This is a genomic window from Blastococcus sp. SYSU DS0552 (assembly GCF_054050815.1).
The window spans coordinates 1-21,877 of sequence record NZ_JBJHAB010000012.1 but is presented as its reverse complement, the minus strand read 5'-3'; the positions used below and the strand labels follow the sequence as shown (position 1 = coordinate 21,877).

Annotated in this window: 22 protein-coding genes; 12 read left to right on the top strand and 10 right to left on the bottom strand. The window is 76.5% G+C overall.

Features of this window, described 5'->3' with window-relative positions; genetic code table 11:
• Positions 1-23: 23 nt before the first annotated feature.
• The gene (dapD, locus tag ACI8AG_RS13360) at positions 24-1,007 is read right to left on the bottom strand and encodes a 2,3,4,5-tetrahydropyridine-2,6-dicarboxylate N-succinyltransferase (RefSeq protein WP_456597430.1); all 984 of its coding nucleotides are present in this window, start codon (positions 1,005-1,007) and stop codon (positions 24-26) included.
• Positions 1,008-1,080: 73 nt separating this feature from the next.
• On the opposite strand from dapD, the gene dapE reads away from it, so the two are divergent.
• The 9 genes from dapE (at position 1,081) to ACI8AG_RS13315 (ending at position 8,467) form a co-directional block, all read left to right on the top strand.
• Positions 1,081-2,193 (top strand): succinyl-diaminopimelate desuccinylase, encoded by a 1,113-nt coding sequence (dapE, locus tag ACI8AG_RS13355; RefSeq protein ID WP_456597429.1) that lies wholly within the window; start codon positions 1,081-1,083, stop codon positions 2,191-2,193.
• Positions 2,190-3,023 (top strand): LOG family protein, encoded by an 834-nt coding sequence (locus tag ACI8AG_RS13350; RefSeq protein WP_456587305.1) that lies wholly within the window; start codon positions 2,190-2,192, stop codon positions 3,021-3,023. The genes dapE and ACI8AG_RS13350 overlap by 4 nt, the downstream gene beginning before the upstream one ends.
• A gap of 1 nt (position 3,024) precedes the next feature.
• Complete coding sequence (locus ACI8AG_RS13345) at positions 3,025-3,393, top strand: DivIVA domain-containing protein (protein WP_456597428.1); 369 nt, start codon at positions 3,025-3,027, stop codon at positions 3,391-3,393.
• Complete coding sequence (locus tag ACI8AG_RS13340) at positions 3,386-3,838, top strand: SRPBCC family protein (protein WP_456597427.1); 453 nt, start codon at positions 3,386-3,388, stop codon at positions 3,836-3,838. Before ACI8AG_RS13345 ends, ACI8AG_RS13340 begins: the two co-directional genes overlap by 8 nt.
• Before the next feature lie 70 nt (positions 3,839-3,908).
• Positions 3,909-4,811: a DMT family transporter gene (locus tag ACI8AG_RS13335; RefSeq protein ID WP_456597426.1), complete on the top strand. Its 903-nt coding sequence runs from the start codon at positions 3,909-3,911 to the stop codon at positions 4,809-4,811.
• Positions 4,812-4,871: 60 nt separating this feature from the next.
• The gene (locus ACI8AG_RS13330) at positions 4,872-5,435 is read left to right on the top strand and encodes a DNA-3-methyladenine glycosylase I (RefSeq protein WP_456597425.1); all 564 of its coding nucleotides are present in this window, start codon (positions 4,872-4,874) and stop codon (positions 5,433-5,435) included.
• A gap of 125 nt (positions 5,436-5,560) precedes the next feature.
• On the top strand, positions 5,561-5,728 hold the full coding sequence (locus ACI8AG_RS13325) for a DUF3117 domain-containing protein (protein WP_012947303.1): 168 nt from the start codon (positions 5,561-5,563) through the stop codon (positions 5,726-5,728).
• Positions 5,729-5,910: 182 nt separating this feature from the next.
• The gene (locus ACI8AG_RS13320) at positions 5,911-7,374 is read left to right on the top strand and encodes a hypothetical protein (protein ID WP_456597424.1); all 1,464 of its coding nucleotides are present in this window, start codon (positions 5,911-5,913) and stop codon (positions 7,372-7,374) included.
• A 142-nt stretch (positions 7,375-7,516) separates the two neighbouring features.
• Positions 7,517-8,467: a methyltransferase domain-containing protein gene (locus ACI8AG_RS13315; protein WP_456597521.1), complete on the top strand. Its 951-nt coding sequence runs from the start codon at positions 7,517-7,519 to the stop codon at positions 8,465-8,467.
• Between the two features lie 10 nt (positions 8,468-8,477).
• Here ACI8AG_RS13315 and ACI8AG_RS13310 read toward each other — a convergent pair whose 3' ends face one another.
• The 3 genes from ACI8AG_RS13310 to ACI8AG_RS13300 form a co-directional block, all read right to left on the bottom strand.
• Positions 8,478-9,980 (bottom strand): phytoene desaturase family protein, encoded by a 1,503-nt coding sequence (locus tag ACI8AG_RS13310; RefSeq protein WP_456597423.1) that lies wholly within the window; start codon positions 9,978-9,980, stop codon positions 8,478-8,480.
• Positions 9,981-10,029: 49 nt separating this feature from the next.
• Entirely contained in the window at positions 10,030-11,691 is a 1,662-nt protein-coding gene (locus tag ACI8AG_RS13305) for a SpoIIE family protein phosphatase (protein WP_456597422.1), read from the bottom strand.
• 144 nt (positions 11,692-11,835) lie between these two features.
• The gene (locus ACI8AG_RS13300) at positions 11,836-12,963 is read right to left on the bottom strand and encodes a spore photoproduct lyase family protein (protein ID WP_456597421.1); all 1,128 of its coding nucleotides are present in this window, start codon (positions 12,961-12,963) and stop codon (positions 11,836-11,838) included.
• Between the two features lie 52 nt (positions 12,964-13,015).
• On the opposite strand from ACI8AG_RS13300, the gene ACI8AG_RS13295 reads away from it, so the two are divergent.
• A complete protein-coding gene (locus ACI8AG_RS13295) occupies positions 13,016-13,792 on the top strand; it encodes a LamB/YcsF family protein (RefSeq protein ID WP_456597420.1) in 777 nt (258 codons plus the stop codon).
• Positions 13,793-13,796: 4 nt separating this feature from the next.
• Here the strand turns inward: ACI8AG_RS13295 and ACI8AG_RS13290 are convergent, their stop codons facing one another.
• Both ACI8AG_RS13290 and ACI8AG_RS13285 read right to left on the bottom strand, forming a co-directional pair.
• Positions 13,797-14,525: a GAF and ANTAR domain-containing protein gene (locus ACI8AG_RS13290; protein WP_456597419.1), complete on the bottom strand. Its 729-nt coding sequence runs from the start codon at positions 14,523-14,525 to the stop codon at positions 13,797-13,799.
• 82 nt (positions 14,526-14,607) lie between these two features.
• Positions 14,608-15,819 carry a PP2C family protein-serine/threonine phosphatase gene (locus ACI8AG_RS13285; protein WP_456597418.1) on the bottom strand — a complete coding sequence of 404 codons (1,212 nt, stop codon included), beginning with the start codon at positions 15,817-15,819 and terminating at the stop codon, positions 14,608-14,610.
• A gap of 95 nt (positions 15,820-15,914) precedes the next feature.
• Between ACI8AG_RS13285 and ACI8AG_RS13280 the strand changes: the two genes are divergently transcribed.
• Both ACI8AG_RS13280 and ACI8AG_RS13275 read left to right on the top strand, forming a co-directional pair.
• Positions 15,915-16,544, top strand: coding sequence for a 5-oxoprolinase subunit B family protein (locus ACI8AG_RS13280; protein WP_456597417.1), 630 nt, complete (start codon positions 15,915-15,917; stop codon positions 16,542-16,544).
• On the top strand, positions 16,545-17,396 hold the full coding sequence (locus tag ACI8AG_RS13275) for a 5-oxoprolinase subunit C family protein (protein WP_456597416.1): 852 nt from the start codon (positions 16,545-16,547) through the stop codon (positions 17,394-17,396).
• Positions 17,397-17,402: 6 nt separating this feature from the next.
• On the opposite strand, the gene ACI8AG_RS13270 is transcribed toward ACI8AG_RS13275, so the two are convergent.
• The 4 genes from ACI8AG_RS13270 to glgA form a co-directional block, all read right to left on the bottom strand.
• On the bottom strand, positions 17,403-18,212 hold the full coding sequence (locus tag ACI8AG_RS13270; RefSeq protein WP_456597415.1) for an ABC transporter ATP-binding protein: 810 nt from the start codon (positions 18,210-18,212) through the stop codon (positions 17,403-17,405).
• The gene (locus ACI8AG_RS13265) at positions 18,209-19,303 is read right to left on the bottom strand and encodes a FecCD family ABC transporter permease (RefSeq protein ID WP_456597414.1); all 1,095 of its coding nucleotides are present in this window, start codon (positions 19,301-19,303) and stop codon (positions 18,209-18,211) included. The genes ACI8AG_RS13270 and ACI8AG_RS13265 overlap by 4 nt, the downstream gene beginning before the upstream one ends.
• Before the next feature lie 10 nt (positions 19,304-19,313).
• Positions 19,314-20,282 (bottom strand): ABC transporter substrate-binding protein, encoded by a 969-nt coding sequence (locus ACI8AG_RS13260; RefSeq protein ID WP_456597413.1) that lies wholly within the window; start codon positions 20,280-20,282, stop codon positions 19,314-19,316.
• A 253-nt stretch (positions 20,283-20,535) separates the two neighbouring features.
• Positions 20,536-21,708, bottom strand: a complete 1,173-nt coding sequence (gene glgA / locus ACI8AG_RS13255) for a glycogen synthase (protein ID WP_456597412.1) — start codon at positions 21,706-21,708, stop codon at positions 20,536-20,538.
• Positions 21,709-21,877 lie beyond the last annotated feature (169 nt).

Here is a 21,877-nt window from a genome sequence, read left to right as displayed (position 1 = left end):
GTGGGGGGCAGGGGGTCCTTCTCCTATGTGTTCGCGTGCAGGTCGGCGTTGAGCGCGCCCCAGTTGCCGTCGCGCGGAAGCGCCTCGAGCGCGCCGCTGACGCTGTTGCGCCGGAAGAGCAGGCCGCTGCGCCCGGAGAGCTCCTTGGCCTTCACCTGGGAGCCGTCGGGCAGCGTGACCCGTGACCCGGCGGTGACGTAGCACCCGGCCTCGACGACGCAGCCGTCCCCGAGCGAGATGCCGATCCCCGCGTTGGCGCCGAGCAGGCAGCCGCTGCCGATCGAGATGACCTGGGTGCCGCCGCCCGACAGGGTGCCCATGATCGAGGCGCCGCCGCCGATGTCGCTGTCGGCGCCCACGACCACGCCGGCGCTGATCCGGCCCTCCACCATCGAGGGGCCCAGCGTGCCGGCGTTGAAGTTGACGAAGCCCTCGTGCATGACCGTGGTGCCCTCGGCCAGGTGGGCGCCGAGGCGGACCCGGTCGGCGTCGGCGATGCGCACGCCGGACGGGATGACGTAGTCCACCATCCGCGGGAACTTGTCGACGCCGAAGACGGTCACGTGGCCGAGGGCCGCACGCAGCCGGTGGGCGTTGAACGTCGCCGCCTCCACCGGCCCGGCGCTGGTCCAGGCCACGTTCGTGAGGAGGCCGAACACGCCGGTCATGTTCGCCTGGTGCGGCGTGATCAGCCGGGTGGACAGCAGGTGCAGCCGGAGCCACACGTCGTGGGTGTCCACCGGCGGCTGGGAGAGGTCGGCGATCACCGTGCGGACGGCGATGACCTCCACCCCGCGCGCCTCGTCGCGGCGCACCAGGCCGCCGTAGTCGGGGCCCAGCTCACCGGAGAGCTCGAGCGCGCCCAGGCGGGTGGTCCCCGTGGCCGCGCCCGCGGGGGCCCCGAGCCGCGGCTCGGGGTACCAGGTGTCCAGCACGGTGCCCGACGGCGTGACCGTGGCCAGGCCGGCGGCGGATGCGGAGACGGGGGCGGACGCTGCGTCAGTCACGCCCGGAACGCTACCGAGGCGGATCCGCGGCGGGGCGGGCCGGTACGGCAGGCGGGCCATAAGCTCGGCAGGTGTGACGACCGTGCCGCCGCTCGACCTGTCCGCCGACGTCCTCGCGCTGACCCGCGCCCTGGTCGACGCCCCGTCGGTGTCGGGCAGCGAGGCGGCCCTGGCCGACGCGGTCGAGGCGGCGCTGCGGGCGCTGGGCGGGCTGGAGGTCGAGCGCATCGGCGACGCCGTGCTCGCCCGCACCAACCTCGGGCGGCCGACACGGGTGGTCCTCGCCGGGCACCTGGACACGGTGCCGATCGCCGACAACGTGCCCAGCCGGCTGGACGAGGCCACCGGCCGCCTCTACGGCTGCGGCACCAGCGACATGAAGGCCGGTGACGCGGTGATGCTGCGGCTGGCCGCCGTCTTCGGCGTCCCCGGGGCGGAGCCGGCCCACGACCTCACGTTCGTCTTCTACGACAACGAGGAGGTCGAGGCGGTGAAGAACGGCCTGGGCCGGGTGGCGCGCGAGCGGCGCGGCTGGCTCTACGGCGACCTGGCGATCCTGCTGGAGCCGACCGACGGCGAGATCGAGGCCGGCTGCCAGGGCACCCTGCGGGCCGTGCTGGCGACCACGGGCCGCCGGGCGCACAGCGCGCGCAGCTGGCTGGGGGAGAACGCCATCCACGGGCTGGCCGGCGCGCTCGCCGTGCTGGCCGCCTACCGGCCGCGCGAGGTGGCGATCGACGGCTGCACCTACCGCGAGGGGCTCAACGCGGTGGGCATCGCCGGTGGGGTCGCCGGCAACGTGGTCCCCGATGCGGCGTCCCTCACCGTGAACTTCCGCTACGCCCCCGACCGCGACGAGGACGCCGCCGAGGCGCACGTGCGCGAGGTCTTCGCCGACGCGATCGCCGCGGGCGCGACGCTGACCGTCGTCGACAACGCCGGTGGGGCGCTGCCCGGCCTCGCGGAGCCGGCCGCCGCCGCGTTCCTGGCCGCCGTGGGCCGCCCGGCGCGCGCCAAGCTGGGCTGGACCGACGTCGCCCGGTTCGCCGCCTTCGGCATCCCCGCGATCAACTACGGGCCGGGCGACCCCCAGCTCGCCCACACGCGCGAGGAGCACGTCCTGGTCGACCGGCTGCAGCCGACCGTCGACGCCCTCACCGCCTACCTCTCCGGGAGCACCGCATGACCGCCACCCCGCCGTCCGACGGCCGACGGCCGCGGCCCACCCGCCACCGCGGCCCGATCATGCTGCGCGGCGGCGAGCCCGACCCGCAGCGGCAGGGGTCGACCACCGACCAGCGGTTGCTCGACAAGCGGGGCCCCAGCGACTGGGTGCACACGGACCCGTGGCGGGTGCTGCGGATCCAGAGCGAGTTCGTCGAGGGCTTCGGGCTGCTGGCCGAGCTGCCGCGCGCGGTCAGCGTGTTCGGCAGCGCCCGGACGCCGCGGGACCACCCGCACTACGCCACCGGCGTCGAGCTCGGGGCCGCGCTGTCCCGGGCCGGGTACGCCGTCATCACCGGGGGCGGCCCCGGGGCCATGGAGGCGGCCAACAAGGGCGCCTCCGAGGCCGGGGGCATGTCGGTCGGGCTGGGCATCGAGCTGCCGTTCGAGCAGGAGCTCAACGAGTGGGTCGACGTCGGCATCTCGTTCCGCTACTTCTTCGTCCGCAAGACGATGTTCGTGAAGTACGCGCAGGCCTTCGTGATCCTGCCCGGGGGCTTCGGCACGCTCGACGAGCTGTTCGAGGCGCTCACCCTGGTGCAGACCCGCAAGGTCACCCGCTTCCCGGTCGTGCTCATGGGCAGCGAGTACTGGTCAGGCCTGATCGACTGGATCCGCGACACGATGATCGCCGAGGGCACGATCAGCCCCGGCGATCTCGACCTGGTCACCGTGACCGACGACGTCGCCGAGGCGGTGGCGGTCATCCAGGCGGCCGAGGCGGCGCGCCAGGCAGGGGACAGCGGCGGGGGGATGCGGGCGCCCGTCGACACCCGCCCGTCCGACGCCTGACGTGCTCTCCTTCGTCCTCTTCGTGCTCGCCGTCCTGCTGGTCGGTGGCGCACTCTTCCTGGTGGCCTCGCTGCTCATGGGGCGGGGCGAGAGCCAGCCGCCGGCGGACCCGGGGCGGTCGCCGGTCGAGCTGCCCGACGACCGGCGCGTGGTGGCCGACGACGTCCGGGCGCTGCGGATCGCGGTCACCGCCCGCGGCTACCGGATGGTCGAGGTCGACTGGCTGCTCGACCAGCTGGCGCAGACCCTGGACGAGCGGGACGCGGAGATCGCGGCGCTCCGCGCCGAGCTGGCCGCACACGGCCGGCAGGGGGCGCCGACCGATCCCGGCGTCGAGCGGACCGACCGGGAGGGGACGCGGGATGCCTGAGCTGGTGGAGCGGGTGGCGGTCGAGGCGCCTGCTGAACGGGTGTGGGCCGCGCTGACCGACTGGTCGCGGCAGGGCGAGTGGGTGCTCGCGACCGACGTGCGGACCGTCGACGGGCCCGCGCAGGGCGTCGGCGGCCGGCTGGCCGCGCGTACCGGGCTGCCGGCGCCCGGCGGGTTCCGGTTCGGGTTCCTCGACACCATGGTGATCACGGCGTGGGACCCGCCGCGCCGGGTCGAGGTGCAGCACACCGGCCGGCTGGTGCGGGGGCCGGGCATCTTCGAGATCGAGCCGCGGGGCGAGCAGAGCACCTTCGTCTGGACCGAGCGGCTCGACCTGCCCTACGGGGTGCTCGGCCGGGTCGGCTGGGTGCTGGTCAGGCCGTTCGCCCTCCTGGGGATCCGCTGGTCGCTGCGGCGCTTCGCCGCCTTCGCCCGCACGTACTGACCTGCCGCGGGGTGGGACCGGCGATCGGTGAGGATGTGCCGGTGCGCGACGGGACGACGGAGGCGGGTTCGTGAGCCGGCGGGGCTGGGCCCTGTTCCTCACCATGTCGGTGATCTGGGGCGTGCCCTACCTGTTGATCAAGGTGGCCGTCGAGGAGGTGTCGCCGGTCGTGGTGGTCTTCGCCCGCTGCGCGATCGGAGCGGCCCTGCTGCTGCCCTGGACGGTCGCCCGCGGCCAGCTGCGCCCGGCGCTGCGGCACTGGAAGCCCCTGCTGCTGTTCACGGTGCTGGAGATGACCGGGCCTTGGCTGCTGCTCGCCTACGCCGAGCAGACCCTGTCCAGCTCGCTCACCGGTCTGCTGGTGGCCGCGGTGCCGTTCGTGGCGGCCCTGGCCGCCCGGCTCGCCGGGGAGGAGGAGCGGCTCACCCCGGTGCGGGTGCTGGGCATGGGCATCGGCGTGGTCGGGATCGCGGTCCTGCTCGGCCTGGACATCGACGGCGCGCAACTGCTGCCCCTCGTCGCCGTCGGCCTGGTGGTCGTGGGGTACGCCACGGCGCCGCTGGTGGTCAGCCGGGCCCTGCCCGAGGTGCCCGGCGTGGCCGCGAGCTCCCTCGCGCTGCTCGTGACCGCGGTGGTCTACGCGCCGTTCGCCGTCCCGCGGCTCGGCCAGGTGGTCGACGCGTCGGGGGAGGCGCAGCTGTCGCTGCTCGCCCTCGGCCTGCTCTGCACCGCGGTGGCCCTGGCCCTGTTCTTCGCGCTGATCCGCGAGGTGGGGCCGCAGCGGGCGCTGGTCATCACGTTCGTCAACCCGGCCGTGGCGGTGCTCCTCGGGCTGCTGCTGCTCGGCGAGCCGTTCACCCTCGGTCTGGCCCTGGGGCTGCCGCTGGTGCTGGTCGGCTGCGTCCTGGCGACCCGACGCGGGAAGCAGGGCCCCGAGCCGAGCGTCGAGGCGGTGGACGCCGCGGCCCGCTGAGCGGTGCGGAGCGCGCTGCCCGGCGGAGGGTCGTCGGTGGGCGGCGCTAGCGTCCGGGACGTGCAGCGCTGCGCCTGGGCCACGAGCGCCCCCGAGTACATCGCCTACCACGACGAGGAGTGGGGGGTCCCGCTCCACGGTGACGACGCGCTGTTCGAGCGGTTGTGCCTGGAGGCGTTCCAGTCGGGGCTCTCCTGGATCACCATCCTGCGCAAGCGGCCCGCGTTCCGCGCTGCGTTCGCCGGCTTCGCGATCGACGCGGTGGCCGCCTTCACCGACGAGGACCGGGCGCGGCTGATGGCCGACGCGGGCATCGTCCGGAACCGCGCCAAGATCGCGGCGGCCGTCACGAACGCCCGGGCGGCGCAGCAGCTGCCCGAAGGGCTGTCCGAGCTGCTGTGGTCGTTCGCGCCCGACGGGCCGCGTCCTCGCCCGGCCACCCTCGCCGACGTGCCGGCGACGAGCCCGGAGTCGGTGGCCATGGCCAAGGAGCTCAAGCGACGCGGCTTCGTCTTCGTCGGCCCGACCACGGCCTACGCGCTCATGCAGGCGACCGGGATGGTCGACGACCACGTCGCCGACTGCTTCCGGGCACACCCGGCCGAGGGTGCGGGGGCGGGCTGAGGTCACTCTGACGGACCTCCTGTTGGACGGAGCGCCCCCATACGGGATCATTGTCCCGGAGCTCACAGCATCGGACGCCTCGCTCCTGCCAGCAGGCAGGCGCGTGGCCGGCGAAGGAGGCACGCATGGCGGCCATGAAGCCGCGCACGGGTGAAGGTCCCCTCGAGGTCACCAAGGAAGGGCGCGGCCTGGTCATGCGGGTACCGCTGGAAGGCGGTGGGCGCCTGGTCGTCGAGCTGTCGCCCGACGAGGCGGCCGCTCTCTCGGAGGCCCTGAAGGGCGCGACCAGCTGATCTCTGCGCGGCTCCACCCCCGGGTGGCGGTGCGCAGGGAACGACCCGGCCCCGGTCGACGGCAGCTCGCCGTCGGCCGGGGCCGGGTCGTTCCCGGGCCCGGGCCGGGGCCGGCGCAGGGGTGCTGCTGAGCTGGCCGCGTGCCAGGAGCCGGGAGAAGCTGGACGGGTGGAGGAAGGCGCATGAGCGAGGACCAGGGGGTCGTGTTCCCGGCCGGGGCCGACGGACGCCGGAGCACGGCGGCGCTGGGCCGGGCCGTCGTCGCGGATGCACTGCGCCCCGCCGACGCCGCCGGCGCGCTGGCCGCCGAGCGGGAGACCAACTGGCGGGCGGGCTACCTGACGCACTTCCGCCGGCTGGTGGAGGCCGGGCTGCCCTCGCCGGAGGCGGCGCAGGCCATCGCCGCTGCCGGGCTGGCGTCCCTGCACTCGCGGATGCGGGTGGCCGGGCCCGAGGGGGAGGCCGACCTCGCCGGGCTGACCACCGCGCCCGCCGGCCGGGTGCTGCACACGGTGGAGGTGACCGGCACCGCCGAGCCGGAGCGGGAGCTGTCGCTGCCGTTCCGCGGCGGGCGGCTGCGGGGTGACGCCCTGCTGCGCCGGCTCGACGACTGGGTGGCCGCGGGGGTCGTGGAGCCGTCGTGCGCGGAGGCGGTGCGCACCGTCGCGGCGCACCCCGAGTGGCTGTCGCTGCCGGACACCACCGTGGTCGTGCTCGGGGCGGGCGCCGAGATGGGGCCGCTCACCGCACTGCTGCGCTGGGGCGCCCGCGTGGCCGGGGTGGACCTGCCCCGCGCGCCGCTGTGGGAGCGGGTGCTCGACATCGCCCGGTCCGGCGCCGGCACCCTCCTGGTGCCCGTGGCGGAGCCCGGGTCGGAGCCCGACCCGGCGCGCGCGGGAGCCGATCTGATCGCCGAGGTCCCCGCGGTGGCCGACTGGGCCGCGGGCCTGCCGGGCTCCCCGGTCCTGGGCAACTACGTCTACGCCGACGGTGCCACGAACGTGCGCGTCTCGGCGGCCGTCGACGCGCTCACCGTGCGGCTCGCGGGTGCGCGGCCGGAGCTCGCGCTGGCGTTCCTGGCCACCCCGACCGACGTCTTCGCCGTCCCCGCGGAGGCGGTGGCGCAGTCGGTGGAGGCGTACGCGCGCCGCAGCCGCACGGCGAAGCTGCTCGGCCGCCCGCTGCGGACGGTGTCGGGCGGCCGGCTCCTGCAGCGCGCCTACGTGCCCGGCACCGACCCGGGCATCGCCGACAGCCTGGTGGCGCAGCAGGGCCCCAACTACGCGCTGGCCAAGCGGCTGCAGCGGTGGCGGGCGACCGCCGCACGCGCGGCGGGCAGCACGGTGTCGATGAACGTCGCCCCGCCGACGCGGACCCGCTCGGTGGTGAAGAACCGGGCCCTGGCCGCGGCCTACGCCGGCGCTCACCGGTTCGGCGTGGAGATCTTCGAGCCGGCGACGTCGAACGTGCTCATGGCCGCGCTGCTCGTGCACGACCTGCACACCGGCGGCGGACCGGCGCACGAGCACCCGTGGCAGGACGAGGCGCACGAGGCCGCGCACGGCGGGTTGTGGCGCGCGGCGTACCAGCCGCGCAGCGCGCTCGGGCTGGCCGCGCTGCTGGGCTACGGCGCGGCCCGCGGCTGACCGGACCGCGTCGCCGGTACTGGTGCGACGGGTCCGGGCGGACCACAGTGGGCTCCCCGAACGGTGGGAGCGCCAGATGGCCGGGTTGTTCAGCGCACGCACCCTGCTCACCGTCCTGCGGACCGGGAACGCCCGGGCCCGGTTGCGGGCCACCCGTGACGGGCAGGCCGCGGTCCGGCTGAACCTGGGCGCCGCGGCGCTGCACACCGGCGTCCTGGACGCGCTGGGCGACCGTGCGGTGGCGATCCCGGAGCTCGCCCGCCGGCTGGCGGTGGCCCGCGACGACCTGCTCGCAGCCTTCCTGCGGGTGCTCGCGGCCGCCGGCCTCGTCCGGGAGGACGCCGCCGGCTGGTCCCTGACCAGCGCCGGGCGCGCCCTGCGGGACGACGACCTGGTGCGGGCCTCCTACGAGGCGTTCGCCGGGTTCCACACCGGGCTCTACCGCCACCTCGGTGACCTGCTGGCCGGTGGCCCACCGCGGCGGGACGTCGCCGAGCAGGGGGCGGTCATCGCCCGGGTGTCGGCCGCCTTCGAGCCGTTCGTCGACGACGTCCTCCGGGAGACGGCGGCGGACGTGTCCCCGCGGCGGGTGGTCGACGTCGGGTGCGGCGCGGGGCTGCAGCTGGCCGCGGTGCTGGCGGCGGCTCCGCAGGCCGAGGGCGTCGGGGTGGACGCCGACGCCGACGCCGCCGCCCTCGCCGAGCGCACCCTCGAACGGCGCGGGCTGGCGGGACGGGCGCGCATCGTGCGGGCCGACGTCCGGGAGCTGCCCGACGAGGGCGGGTTCGACCTCGCGCTGCTGGCCAACGTCGTCCACTACGTCCCGGTGGCGGAGCGCGTCGCCCTGTTCGCCGACGTGGCGGGGCTGCTCGCGCCGGGGGGCACCCTCCTGGTCGTCACCACCGTGGCGACGCCGCAGCTGTTCAGCCGGCACTTCGACCTGCTGCTGCGGGCGCAGGAGGGCGGCATGTCGCTGCCGGGGGCCGCGGACCTGGTCGCGGGGCTGCGCGCGGCCGGGCTGCCACCGGGAGAGACCCGGCGGATCGCCCCGGGCGCCCCGCTCGTGGCCGTCGCGGCCGTCCGGCCGCGGTGACCGGCCCCGGTCAGGCGGGGCCGACGAGCCCCGCCACGATCTCCGCCGAGAGGCCCACCAGCGGCAGCCCACCGCCGGGGTGCGCCGAGCCGCCGACCAGGAACAGCCCCGGGATGCGCGAGGCGTTGCCCGGGCGCAGGAACGCCGCCCGGGAGCCGTTGCTGGAGCTGCCGTAGATCGACCCGCCGACGCTGCCGGTGCCCCGCGCCAGGTCGGCCGGCGTCCGGATCTCCCGCCAGCGGAGGCGGTCCCGGACGTCGAGCCCGCGGCGGGCCATGACCGCCAGCACCCGGTCGGCGTACCGCTCGGCGAGCCCCGGGGCGTCCCAGTCCACCCCGTGCACCGGATCGTGCCGCGGCGCGTTCACCAGGACGAACCACGACTCGCTGTCGCCGTCGGGCACCAGCGCCGGGTCGTCGGGCGCGCTGACGTAGACGGTGGGATCGGGGACCGGGCACGGTCGGCCCGCGTACCGGCCGGTGCCGAAGACGGCGTCGAACTCCGCGTCGTAGTCGTCGGGGAAGAGCACCGTGTGGTGCTCCAGCCCCGGGGTCCGGCCGCGCAGCGCCAGCAGCAGCACGAACCCCGACAGCGACGGCGTGGCGCGGGCCAGGTCCCGCCGGACGCCGCGGGTGCGCCGGTCGGTGGGCAGCAGGTCGGCGTGCAGCGCGGCGGCGTCGACGCCGGAGACGACGACGTCGGCGCGCAGCCGCTCACCGTCGGCGAGCTCCACACCCGCAGCCCGGCCGCCCGCCACCAGCACCCTGCGCACCGCGCAGCCGGTGCGGACCGCGGCGCCGCCCGCGACGGCCCGGTCCCGCACCGCCGTCCCGAGCCGGTGCAGCCCACCCCGCACGTACCAGGAGCCGAAGGCCTGCTCTGCGTAGGGGACGGTGGCCAGCACCGCCGGCGCCCGGCGCGGGTCCGAGCCGGAGTAGGTGGCGTAGCGGTCCAGCACCGTGCGCAGGTGCGGGTGGCGCAGGTGGCGGTGACCGAGGCCGCGCAGCGACCGCCACGGCGCGATCGCGGCGACGTCGGCCGGGCGCCGGGCCAGCCGCGCCAGCGTCGTCGCCCCGGCCAGGGGGGTGCGCAGGAACGGCTCCTCGCTGATCCGCCACATCGCCGCGGCCCGCTCCATCAGGGCGGCCCACTGGGCTCCGGCGCCGGCCCCCAGCGCGTCGTCGAGCGCGGCGGGGACGGCCTCTGCGCGGCCGGGCACGGTCAGCCGGGTGCCGTCGGCGAACCGGTAGCCGACCGCCGGGTCCAGCCGGACCAGGTCGACGGTGTCCTCGAGCCGGCTGCCGGTCGCGGCGAACAGGTCGCGGTACACCTGCGGCAGGGTGACCAGGCTCGGCCCGGTGTCGAAGGCGTGCCCGTCGCGGGTGAACCAGCCGAGCTTCCCGCCGACGTCGGGCGCCTGTTCCACGACGGTCACCGCGTGTCCGAGGGCCGCCAGCCGCGCGGCGGCCGCCAGCCCGCCGAGCCCGGCGCCCACGACCACCACCCGCGCCACCGACCCACCGTAGCCAGCCGGCCCGGAGCGCGTCGGCGGGACGGGGCTCTCAGCGCGGGACGGCGAGCGCCAGCACGGCGAGGTCGTCGGGCTCGTAGCGGGAGCCGGCCAGCTGGGCCTCGACCGCGGCCGAGATCGCGCCGACGGCCGCTTCCGGATCGGCGACCGGCGCGCCGGCGACGACCCGCAGCAGCGCGTCCTCGCCGAACTGCCGCCCGGCGTCGTCCCGCGCCTCCGTGACGCCGTCGGTGTAGAGCACCAGGGTCGACCCGGGAGGCAGGTCCAGCGTGGTCTCGGTGAGCTCGACGTCGGCATCGATCCCGAGGGGTGGGCCGGCGGTCCCGACCGGACGGGCGTCGGAGTCCGCATCGGAGACGACGGGGAGCGGGTGCCCGGCGACGGCGAGACGGACCCGGTGGCCCGGCCCCGCCGGTTCCAGCACCAGGCAGCAGGCGGTGACGAACCGCAGCGGCCCCGTCCCCTGTTCGTGCAGCAGCGCGGTGTTGACCGCCCGCAGGATCTCCGCCGGGCTCCCCGTGGCCGCGGCGCGGGCGGTGTGCCGGGTGACCGCCGTGACCGCCGCCGCCTCGGCGCCGGTGCCGCAGACGTCGGCGATCAGCACCATCCAGCGGCCGTCGGGCAGGGGGGTGACGTCGTAGGTGTCGCCGCCCACGAGCGCGGAGTCGCCGCCCGCGCGGTAGCGGGCTGCCAGCTCCACCCCGGGGATGGTGGGCAGGTGGGAGGGGAGCAGGCTGCGCTGCAGGGTGTCGGCCAGGTCGCGGATCACCGACTCCGCGCGCAGCCGGGCGAGGAACTGGCCGATCTGCCGGCCGGCGTGCCCGAGCACCTCCAGCAGCTCCGGGGGCACGGGCCGCGACTGCGTCGAGAACAGCTCGCAGACGGCGAGCAGCGTGTCGCCGCTCAGGACCGGGAACGCGACGCCGGTACCGAGCCCGTCGGCGCGGACGACGTCGCGGCGGACCACCCGCGGGTCGGCGGCGAGGTCCTCGGCCACGACCGGGACCCGGTGCAGCCAGGCGCCCCCCGGCAGGCCCTCACCACGGCGGAAGACGCGGCGGGGGGCGTCGGCGGCCAGCGCCGGCACGTCCGCGCCGGGGGCGGCCCAGGTGCCCGCGTGCACCAGCCGGCCGTGCTCGGTGTCGGCCTGCCACAGCAGGGCGGCGTCCCAGTCCAGCTCCGTGCACAGCGTCGGGAGCAGCTGCTGGAAGGCGACGTCGGCGTCGCGCGCCTCGGTCAGCGCTGCCGTCACCCGCAGCGTGGCGGCCAGGTAGCGGCTGACGGCGAACTGCCGCTCGAGCAGGATCGTGGTGCTGGCGTCGCGGAGCACGGCGACCACGAGCGCCTCGTCCGGCGACGCGCCGTCCGCCGGGGTCAGGCGCGACAGGGTGAGGTCGACAGGCACCTCGTGACCGGCCGCGTGGAGCGCCGGCAGCTGCGTGGTCGCGCCGACGAGCTTCCCCTCGCCGGTGGCCCGGTACCGGGAGAAGCCCTCGTTGTGGCCGTGCCGGAGCCGCTCGGGCATGAGCAGCTGCAGCGGCCGGCCGATCAGCGCCGCCGGGTCGTGACCCAGCAACGTCTCGACGGCCGGGCTCACGTACGCGATGCGACCGTCGCCGTCGGCCACGATCACGGTGTCGGGCAGCGCGGCCAGCAGCGTCGCCGCCGGTACGCCAGTGGTGGACCCGGGCACTCTTCTCCCTGCACGACGTTCCCCGACGGAACGTAACGGTCCCGTCACGATGAGCCTCTCACAGGTCGGGTGACGGTGCCGACGCGAGATGTCGACATGTGGCCATGCCGACAATCCGCCATGTCGCTCCCGGGCGGCCACGGCTCAGAAGGCGTAGCGGATGCGCAGCCAGGGGGCGTGCCGGGTGACCAGCTCGCGCAGTCGGGCGACCGCCGCCCGCTTGATCCCGGCGCGGTAGCGCACGTTGTCCTGCCCGTTGGAGCTGCGCTTGGGCTCCTGCAGGTCGGGGCGCCAGAGCAGCTGCTCGGCCGTCGGGTGCCACCCGAGGTTCACCTCGTGCAGGGCCTCGTTGTGGGTCAGCATGATCACCTCGGCGGCGGCCTGCGCCTTGGCCGCCGCGCCGAGCTCGTCGTCCAGCCGCGCCAGGAGCCGTGACCAGGCATCCTCCCAGCCGGCGTGCAGGACCACGGGCGAGAGGTTCAGGTGCACCTCGTAGCCCGCGGCCACGAAGTCGTCGACGGCGGCGATGCGGTCGGCCACCCGGCTGGTGCGCACGTCGAGGACCCGGGCATCGTCCTCGGGCATCACGGAGAAGCGCACCCGGGTCCGACCGGCCGGGTCGAGGTCGAGCAGCTGCCGGTTCACGTACTTGGTCGCGAACGACGCCTTCGCCGTCGGCAGGTCCCGGAAGGTGCGGACCAGGTCGGCGACGTTGTCGCTGACCAGCGCGTCCACCGAGCAGTCGCTGTTCTCGCCGATGTCGTAGACCCAGCTCTCCGGGTCGCACTGGTCGGGCTCGGTCTTCGGTCCCTGCCGGGCGACGTGCCGGCGCACGTGCCCGGTGATCTGCTCGATGTTGGTGAAGACGGTGATCGGGTTGGCGAAGCCCTTGCGCCGGGGCACGTAGCAGTAGGCGCAGGCCATGGCGCAGCCGTTGGCAGTGCCGGGGGCGATGAAGTTCGCGGAGCGGCCGTTGGGCCGGGTGACCAGCCCCTTGCGGACGCCGAGCACCAGCGTCTCGGTCTTCACCCGCACCCAGCGGTCGACGTTCCCGGCGTTGCCGTGCAGCTCGGGGATCTGCCAGTGCGAGGGCACCTCGACCACCTCGGCGTCGGGGAACCGGCCGAGCACCTGGCGGCCACGCGGGGACTCCGTCGCCGCCGGTTCGGCGTAGACGCGGCGGACCTGCAGGAGGTGGTCGGGCGGCACCGGTGCCGGTGCCGGTGCCGGCTCGGCGAGGTCGAAGAGGGTGAGCGGCTCGGCGGCTCCCATACCGGGTGCAGCACCCGCGGGGCGGCCGCCATTCCGATGCGAGACTGCGCGGGTGAGCGCACCGGGCGGCCCCCGCATCGATCTCAACGCCGACCTCGGCGAGGGCTTCGGCGTGTGGCGGCTGGGCGACGACGACGCGTTGCTGGAGGTCGTGAGCAGCGCCAACGTGGCCTGCGGGTTCCACGCCGGGGACCCGGTCACGATGCGTCGCGTGTGCGGTGCCGCCGTGGCCGGGGGCGTGGCCCTCGGTGCCCAGGTCTCCTACCGCGACCTGGCGGGGTTCGGCCGGCGGTTCGTCGACGTCGCCCCGGACGAGCTCGCCGCCGACGTCCTCTACCAGCTCGCCGCGCTGGACGGCGTGGCCCGCACGGCCGGGGGGCGGGTCTCCTACCTCAAGCCGCACGGGGCCCTCTACAACGCCGTCGTGCACCACGCGGCGCAGGCCCGCGCCGTCGTCGAGGCGGTCGCCGCCTACGACGCCGGGCTGACCGTGCTGGGGCTGCCGGGCTCGGAGCTGCTGCGCACCGCCGCGGCGGCCGGGCTGCCCACCGTGGCGGAGGGGTTCGCCGACCGCGGCTACGCCCCCGACGGCAGCCTCGTGCCCCGCGGGTCGGTGGGAGCGCTGGTGCACGAGCCGGAGGTGGTCGCCGAGCGCGCGGTCCGCATGGCCGCCGAGGGCAGCGTGGTCGCGGTGGACGGCAGCGTGGTGCCGGTCGAGGTGGGGTCGGTGTGCGTGCACGGGGACACGCCGGGCGCGGTCCACCTCGCGCGGTCGGTGCGGGCAGCGCTGGAGGCGGCCGGGCTCGCGGTCGCCCCGTTCACCGGCTGAGCGGTCAGTCGCCGGGGCGCAGGTCCTCCATCGAGCGGCGGCCCGAGAGCAGGGTGGCGGCGACCTCGTCCACGGACCGCCCCGACGTGTAGGCCTCCGTCCGGAGCAGGGCCAGCGCCTTCTCCGGATCGATGTCGTGGGCGACGCCCAGCTTGCCCACCGCCTCCCACACCGCCGCCCGCTGCCGCGGTGCCGGGCCGCGCAGCCAGTCCGGTCCCTCCGCCGGCGTCCAGGTCGACCAGACCGCGGCGTCGCTGAGCGCGGAGCTCACCAGCTCGCCCACCGCGACGGCCTCGAAGACGTCGAGCTCCACGACGGCGGCCGACCGCGTGAAGTACAGGTCGAGGGCACCCTCCCCGGCAGGGCCCGGGCGCAGGGGGAGGGCGACGACCGCGCGGAAGGGGGTGCCGCCGAGCAGCAGGTCGGCGAAGACCGGCCAGCGGCGGCGCAGCTCCTCCTCGACGGCGAGCACCGGCTGGCCGGTGACCTCGGCGGTCGCGCACGGCCCCTCGCCGACGGTGAACTGCATCCGTTCGGCGCTCGCGGCCGCCGGGTCGCTGGCGCCCAGCGGGAGCCGGCGGCCGGTGCCGTCCACCAGGACCAGCCCGGCACCGTCGACCCGGAGCAGTTCGGCGCACACGCGGCTGAGCCGCAGCGGCAGGGCCTCGGGACCGGCGAGCGCGGGGTCGGACTGCCGCGCCAGAGCGGCGTCGAAGCGCCCCCCGATGGTCATGCCCGATTGTCCGCCGGTGTGGCGCGGCGCACATCCCGGCCGGTGGGTGCGGCCTCGCCCGGATCGGCCGATCCCGGCGGCGTCACAGGGTGATCTGGTCCTCGCGGCCGGTCCGCCACTCGACGAGCACGATGGTGGCGTCGTCCTGCAGCCGGCCCGCCTGGTGGTCCATCACGCTGCGCATGAGCCGGCGGAGCGTCTCCGGCGGCGGGTCGCCGGCCGTCTCCGCGCGGACGACGAAGTCCGCGAGGCGTTCCTCGCCGAAGAAGTCGCCCGCCGGCGACCGCGCCTCGGTGACGCCGTCGGTGTGCAGGAGCACCCGGTCGCCCGGGCGTAGCTGCACCTCGCACGTCCGGGCGGGCCCCTGCTGGAGCCCGAGCGGCAGGTCCGGGCGGCAGCTGTGGGCGGGCAGGAGGACGCCGTCGCGCACGATCAGCGGGGAGCCGTGCCCCGCGTTGACCCAGGTGAGCCGGCCGGACTCCAGGTCGAGCCGGGCCAGCAGCGCGGTGGCGAACCGGCTGCCGGGGAACTGCCCGGCGATCGCGGCGTCCATCGCCGCCGACGTCGCGGGGAGGGAGAGCTCGTGCCGGCGGGCCGAGCGGTAGGCGCCGACGGCGACCGTGGTCAGCAGCGCGGCGGGCAGACCGTGGCCCACCGCATCGAGGACCATGAGGTCGGCGACGGGGCCGTTCACGGCGTAGTCGAAGGTGTCCCCGCCGATCTCGTACGTGGGCTCCAGCGCTGCGGAGATGACGATCCGCTCGGTGCCGAAGGTCAGCGGTGGGACCAGGTCCCACTGGATCTCCGCGGCCAGGCTCAGCGGCCGGGTGCGCCGCAGCCGGGCGAACACGTCGCTGTAGGCGTCCCGGGTGACGCAGAGCTCGGCCACCAGTGCGGCGAAGGCGCGGCGTTCCTCGTCCTGCTCCGCCGGAGGCCCGGTGTCGAACAGCAGCTCCAGGACGCCGACCCGCTCGGCGCCGTCGAGCAGGGGGAGCCAGAGACGCACGGCAGTGTCGTCGCCGGAGCTCGGGGAGCGGGTCTCCTCGACCCGGCGGAAGGCCAGGCCGCCGATCGAGCCGTCGACGGACAGCCCGGTGCGCGGCGGAACGTCCTCGCCGGCCACGGGGACCAGGGAGGACTGCTCGTAGTCGGCCAGGTAGACGACGGCCGCGCGGGCGCCCAGGAGCCTCGCGTGCCGCGAGACGACCGAGCCGAGCTCGTCGGCCGTCAGGTGGTGCGACGACCGGAGCAGGGACCGCAGCGGGTCCTGCCCGGAGGCCGTCGTCGAGGTCACGGCGGTCCAGCATTCCACCGGCGTGCGGACCGGGCGAACGGAGTTGCGCGGCGGAGGGGCCGTCACGGGCCCGGGGGATGCCCGATCATGGGCGGGTGGGCGACGGTGGGGGAGCGGTGCGTGCGCTGCCCTACGGCGATCGCGCAGTGCTGCTCGAGGTGGCGGACGTCGCCGCGATCCCGGGGCTGCGGGCCGCGCTGCTCGCCGCCCCGCTGGCCGGGCAGGTGGACCTGGTGCCCGCCGCCCGCACCCTGCTCGTCCTGCTCGACCGGCCGGTCACCGACCTCGACGTGACCACCCTGTGCCGACTGGCCCCCGCCGCGCCCGCGGCCGGACCGGCGCGCGCGGCCGTGGTGCTGCCGGTGGTCTTCGACGGACCGGACCTCGCCGAGGTCGCCCGGCTCACCGGGCGGACGGCGGACGCCGTCGTCGCCGCGCTGACCGGCACCCCGCTCACCGTCGCCTTCGGCGGCTTCGCCCCGGGCTTCGGGTACCTGACCGGGCTGCCGGAGGAGCTGCACGTGCCGCGCCGGGCCACCCCGCGCACCCGGGTCCCGGCCGGCTCGGTGGCGCTGGCCGGCCCGTACGCGGGCGTCTACCCGCGTGCCTCGCCCGGGGGCTGGCAGCTGGTCGGGCGCACCGACGCGGTCCTCTTCGATGTCGGGCGCGACCCGCCGGCGCTGCTCGCCCCGGGCACCACGGTCCGCTTCCGGGCGGTGGCCTGAGTGCTCACCGTGCTGACCCCGGGGCCGTTCGCGACCGTGCAGGACGCCGGGCGGACCGGCTGGGCGTCCGTCGGGGTGCCCCGGTCCGGCGCCGCGGACCGGTCGGCGGCGGCGCTGGCCAACCGGCTGGTGGGCAACACGCCGGCGGCCGCGGTCGTCGAGGCGACGGGCGGGGGGCTGCGGGTCCGCGCCGAGCGCACCCTCCTGGTGGCGGTGACGGGTGCCCCGGTGCCGGTCGTCGTGGACGGGCGCCCGGCGCCGTTCGCCGCTCCCACCACCGTGCGCCCCGGCGCCGTGTTGGGGCTGGGCACCCCGCGCACCGGCCTGCGCAGCTACCTCGCGGTGCGGGGCGGCGTCGACGTCCCGCCGGTGCTGGGGTCGCGCAGCACCGACACCCTGTCCGGCCTCGGCCCGGCCGTCCTGGGCGCGGGCTCGCGCCTGCCGGTCGGCGGGCTGGCGGGGGAGGAGCCGGTCGTCGACGTCGCGCCCGTGGGCGAGCCGTCGGACCGGCCGGTGCTGCGGGTGCTGCCCGGGCCGCGGCGGGACTGGCTCGACGACGCCGCGTGGCCGGCCCTGCTGGGAGCCGGCTGGGCGGTCGGTGCCGACAGCGACCGGGTGGGGTTGCGGCTGGCGGGTCCCCGGCTCGGTCGGGCCCGCGACGGCGAGCTGCCCAGCGAGGGGCTGGTGCCCGGGGCGCTGCAGGTCCCGCCCGACGGCGCCCCGGTGCTGTTCCTCGCCGATCACCCGGTCACCGGTGGCTATCCGGTGCTCGCCGTCGTCGTCACCGCGGACCTGCCCGCCGCCGCCCAGCTGCGGCCCGGGGACGTGGTCCGCTTCCACGCGGTGCGCTGACCGGCATCAGCTCCCGCGCACCGGCAGCACCGCGGGCCCGTGCGGGCCCGGCACGATGCGGGCGCGGGCGCCGTAGTGCTCCGCCAGCACGGCGGCGGTGAGCACCTCCGCCGGGCTGCCCTCGGCGGCCACCCGCCCCTCGGCGAGGAGGGTGAGCCGGTCGGCGTACTGCCCGGCGAGCGTGAGGTCGTGCAGGGTGCTCACCACCGTGAGCCCGTCCTGCCGCCGCAGCCGGTCGAGCAGGTCGAGCACCTGCTGCGCGTGGCCGAGGTCCAGGGCGGCGGTGGGCTCGTCGAGCAGCAGCACCCGCGGTCGCTGGGCCAGCGCCCGCGCGAGGACGGCGCGCTGCTGCTCCCCACCGGAGAGGGTGACGACCGCCCGGTCGGCCAGCTCGTCGAGCTCCAGCCGGTCCATCACCTCGGCGACGACCTCGCGATCGACCCGGCGGGGTGCGGCCAGCAGCGGACGGTGCGGGGTGCGGCCGAGCAGGACGTAGTCCCGCGTGCTGACCCCCTCCGGCAGCACCGGCAGCTGCGGCGCGTAGGCCAGCAGGCGGGCCCGGTCGCGGCGCGGCATCCCGGTGAGCGGGACGCCGTCGATGCGCACCTGGCCCTCGTGCGGGTGCAGGCCCAGCACCGCGCGCAGCAGCGTGGACTTGCCCGACCCGTTGGGGCCGACGATGCCCAGCCAGCCGCCGGCCGCCACGGTGAACCGGACACCGACGAGCACCGGGCGCCGTCCGTAGCCGGCGTCGAGGCCCACGACCTCCACGCGCGCGCCGCCGGCCGGGCGCGGGCCGGGTGGTCCTCCGCTCACCGTCGCCGCGCCCCCGCCCACAGCAGACCTGCGAAGAACGGGGCGCCGACGAAGGCGGTGACCACGCCCAGCGGCAGCTCCGCGGGGGCGAGCACGGTGCGGGCGAGCAGGTCGGCGAGCACCAGGAACGCGCCACCGGCCAGCAGGGACACCGGGAGCACCCGGGCGTTGGCGCCGCCGACCAGCCGGCGGACGATGTGCGGCACGACCAGCCCGACGAAGCCGATCAGCCCGCTGACCGCGACGGCCGACGCGGTGGCCAGCGACGCGGCGACCACGACGAGCAGCCGCAGCCTGCCGGGGTGCACGCCGAGCGAGCGGGCCTCGTCGTCGCCGATCGCCAGCACGTCCAGGGGGCGGGCGCACAGCAGCAGGGCGACCACCGCCACCCCCAGGTAGGGGAGGACCAGGCCCACGTCGGACCACTGCGCGCCGCCCAGGTGCCCGAGCAGCCAGCCGTAGATCTCCCGCAGGTCGTCGGTGTTCTGCTGCTGCACCAGCGTCTGCGCCGCCGCGAGGAAGGCGGCGACCGCGATGCCCGCCAGCAGCAGCGGCGCGCTCTGCGAGCCGCCGGCCGCGTGACCGAGGGCCAGCGCGCACCCCACACCGACGAGCGCGCCGACGAAGGCGGCCAGCGGGACCACCCCGACCGGGCCGACCTGCTGGCCGGGCGCGTACGCGAGGACCACGGTGGCGCCCAGCCCGGCCCCGGCCGCCGCGCCCAGCAGGTACGGATCGGCGAGCGGGTTGCGGAACACCCCCTGGTACGCGGCGCCGGAGACGGCCAGCCCGGCGCCGACCAGCACCGCGAGCACGACGCGGGGCAGGCGGAGCTCCAGCAGCACCGCTGCGCGGGTCCCCTCCAGGGTGCCGGGGACGTCGAGGCCCACCGGCGCCAGCGCGCGGTCGAGCAGCGTGGCGACGACCGCGCCGGGCGGCAGCGGCACCGCGCCCACCCAGACCCCGGCGAGCGCCGCGGCCACGAGGGCGGCGGTGACGCCGGCTCCGGAGAGGAGTGCGGAGCGCGGTGACCGCACGGCACCCGGCCCCGCCGCGGTGCGGCCGGGCCGGGTGCCGTGGGTGGTGCTCATGCCGCCGGGCTCAGTCCTGCAGCGCCCCGGCGACCGCCTCGGCGAAGTCGGCCACGCGCGGACCCCACCGGGAGGCGATGTCGTCGTCGACGGCGAGGACCCGCCCCTCGGTCACCGCGGGCACCGAGCCGAACGCCGGCCGCTGGGCCACCGTCTCGGCGCTCTCGCCGCAGCACTCGGTGTCGGCCAGCACGATCAGCTCGGGCGCCTGGTCGACGACGTACTCGGCCGACAGCTGGGGGTAGCCCCCGGCCTCGGGGGCACCGTCGGCGATGTTCTCCAGGCCGAAGAGGGAGTAGATCCCGCCGATGAACGTCTCGCTCGTCGCGGAGTAGAACGACGGGTCGAGCTCGTGGTAGACGCGCATCCCGGCGACGTCGTCGGGCACGGACGCGACGGCGGCGTCGATCCGGTCCTGCACGTCGGCGACCACCTCGGCCGCCTCGGAGTCGTGCCCGGTCGCCGTCCCGAGGGTCTCCAGCTGCGCGTAGGTGTCGTCGAGGTCCTCGGCGGCCTCGAGCAGCAGGACCGGGACGTCGAGCGTCTCGAGGGCGTCGACGATGCCGTTGATGTCGTTGCTGAGCACCACCAGGTCGGGGTCGTACCCGGCGACGGCCTCGGCGTTGGGCGTGAACGCCGACAGCTCCGTGGTCGGCGCCTCGGCCGGGTGGTCGGAGTTGTCGTCGACGGCCTCCACCTGCTCCCCGGCGCCGATGGCGAAGAGCATCTCGGTGGCCGTCGGCGACAGGGAGACGATGGTCTCCGGCCGCTCGTCGAGGGTCAGCTCGCCGTTGTCGCCGGTGACCGTCACGGGGAAGTCGCCGGCGGCCGTGGTGGGGGCCGCGTCGTCACCGCCGTCCGAGGCCCCACCGCAGGCGGGCAGCGCCAGGACGGGGGCGGCCACGAGGGCGAGGAAGGCGCGCGCGGGTCGCCGCGGGGCGCGCGAGGTGCGCGCCGCCCGGGAGGAGGTGCCGAGCAAGGAAGAGCCTCCAGAGGAGGCGGCGGGCGTCGCCCCCGAGCTGATCCGACGCCCGATGCGCGACCCCTGCCGCGAGGGTCGGTTGCACGGCGCAGGGCAGGCGATCTGGCTCGGGCCCGCACGGGGCCATCACAGTTGCGGGACAGCGCCGGGTTCGCACCGGGCTTCGCTGCGGCTGCACCGCCGGCAGACGCCGGCGGGCTGAAAGGTACCAGCGGGCGGGACGCGGACGGCCGGAACCGCGGCGGTCGGCTCACCCGCGGGCGGCGAGCACCTCCGCGTAGACGTCCACGGTCTGCCGGGCGATCGCGGCCCAGCCGAACTCGGCGACGACCCGCTCGCGGCCGGCGGCGCCCATCGCGGCGGCGCGCTGCGGATCGGCGAGCAGCTCGCCGGTGCGCGCGGCCAGGCCGGCGGCGAACCCGGTCGGGTCCGTCTCGTCGTAGGGCACCAGGAGACCGGTGCGGCCGTCGTCGACCACCTCCGGGATGCCGCCCACGGCGCTGGCGACGACGGCGGTGCCGCACGCCGCCGCCTCCAGGTTGACGATGCCCAGCGGCTCGTACACCGACGGGCACACGAAGACCGTGGCACCGGTGATCAGCGGCACCAGCTGCTCGCGCGGCAGCATCGCCTCGATCCACACCACGCCGTCGCGGCGGGACTGCAGCTCGGCGACGGCGTCGGCGACCTGCTGCCGCTCGGCCGGGGTGTCGGCGGCTCCGGCGCACAGCACGAGACCGGCGTCGGCCGGCAGCTGGTCGGCCGCGGCCAGCAGGTGGGCCAGCCCCTTCTGCCGGGTGATCCGGCCGACGAACAGCGCGTACGGCCGGTCGGGGTCCACCCCGAGCCCGCGGACCACCTCCGGGGCGTGCACCGGGCGGTAGGCCTCCGCGTCGACGCCGTTGTGGACGACGTGCACCCGGGCCGGGTCCAGCTCTGGGTAGACGGCGAGCACGTCCTCCCGCATGCCCGCGCTCACCGCGACCACCGCGTCGGCGGCCAGGTAGGCGGTGCGCTCGGCCCAGGAGGACAGCCGGTAGCCGCCGCCCAGCTGCTCGGCCTTCCACGGCCGGCGCGGTTCCAGCGAGTGGGCGGTGACGACGTGCGGCACGCCGTGCACCAGCGCGGCGAGCAGCCCGGCCGTGTTGGCGTACCAGGTGTGGCTGTGCACGAGGTCGGCTCCGGCGAGCGCGGCGGCGATCTCGACGTCGACCCCCAGCGCCTGCAGGGCCCCGTTGGCGTCGGACAACCCGGCGGGCACGGCGTGGGCGGTCGCGTCCGCCCGTGCGCCGCCGAAGCAGTGGACGTCGAGCTGCGGCCCGTCGGGCAGGGCACGCAGCGCCGACACCAGGTGCTCGACGTGCACCCCCGCGCCGCCGTAGACGTCCGGCGGCCACTCTCGCGTGACGATCCCGATGCGCACGCCGTCACCCTAGAAGGACCACCTTTCCCCCCGCGCCTCGCAGGCTCGGCGCGGGCCCCTGAAAGGTGGCCGTTCCAGCGCGTCACCGGGCTCGGCGCGGGCCCCTGAAAGGTGGCCGTTCCAGCGCGTCACCGGGCTCGGCGCGGGCCCCTGAAAGGTGGCCGTTCCA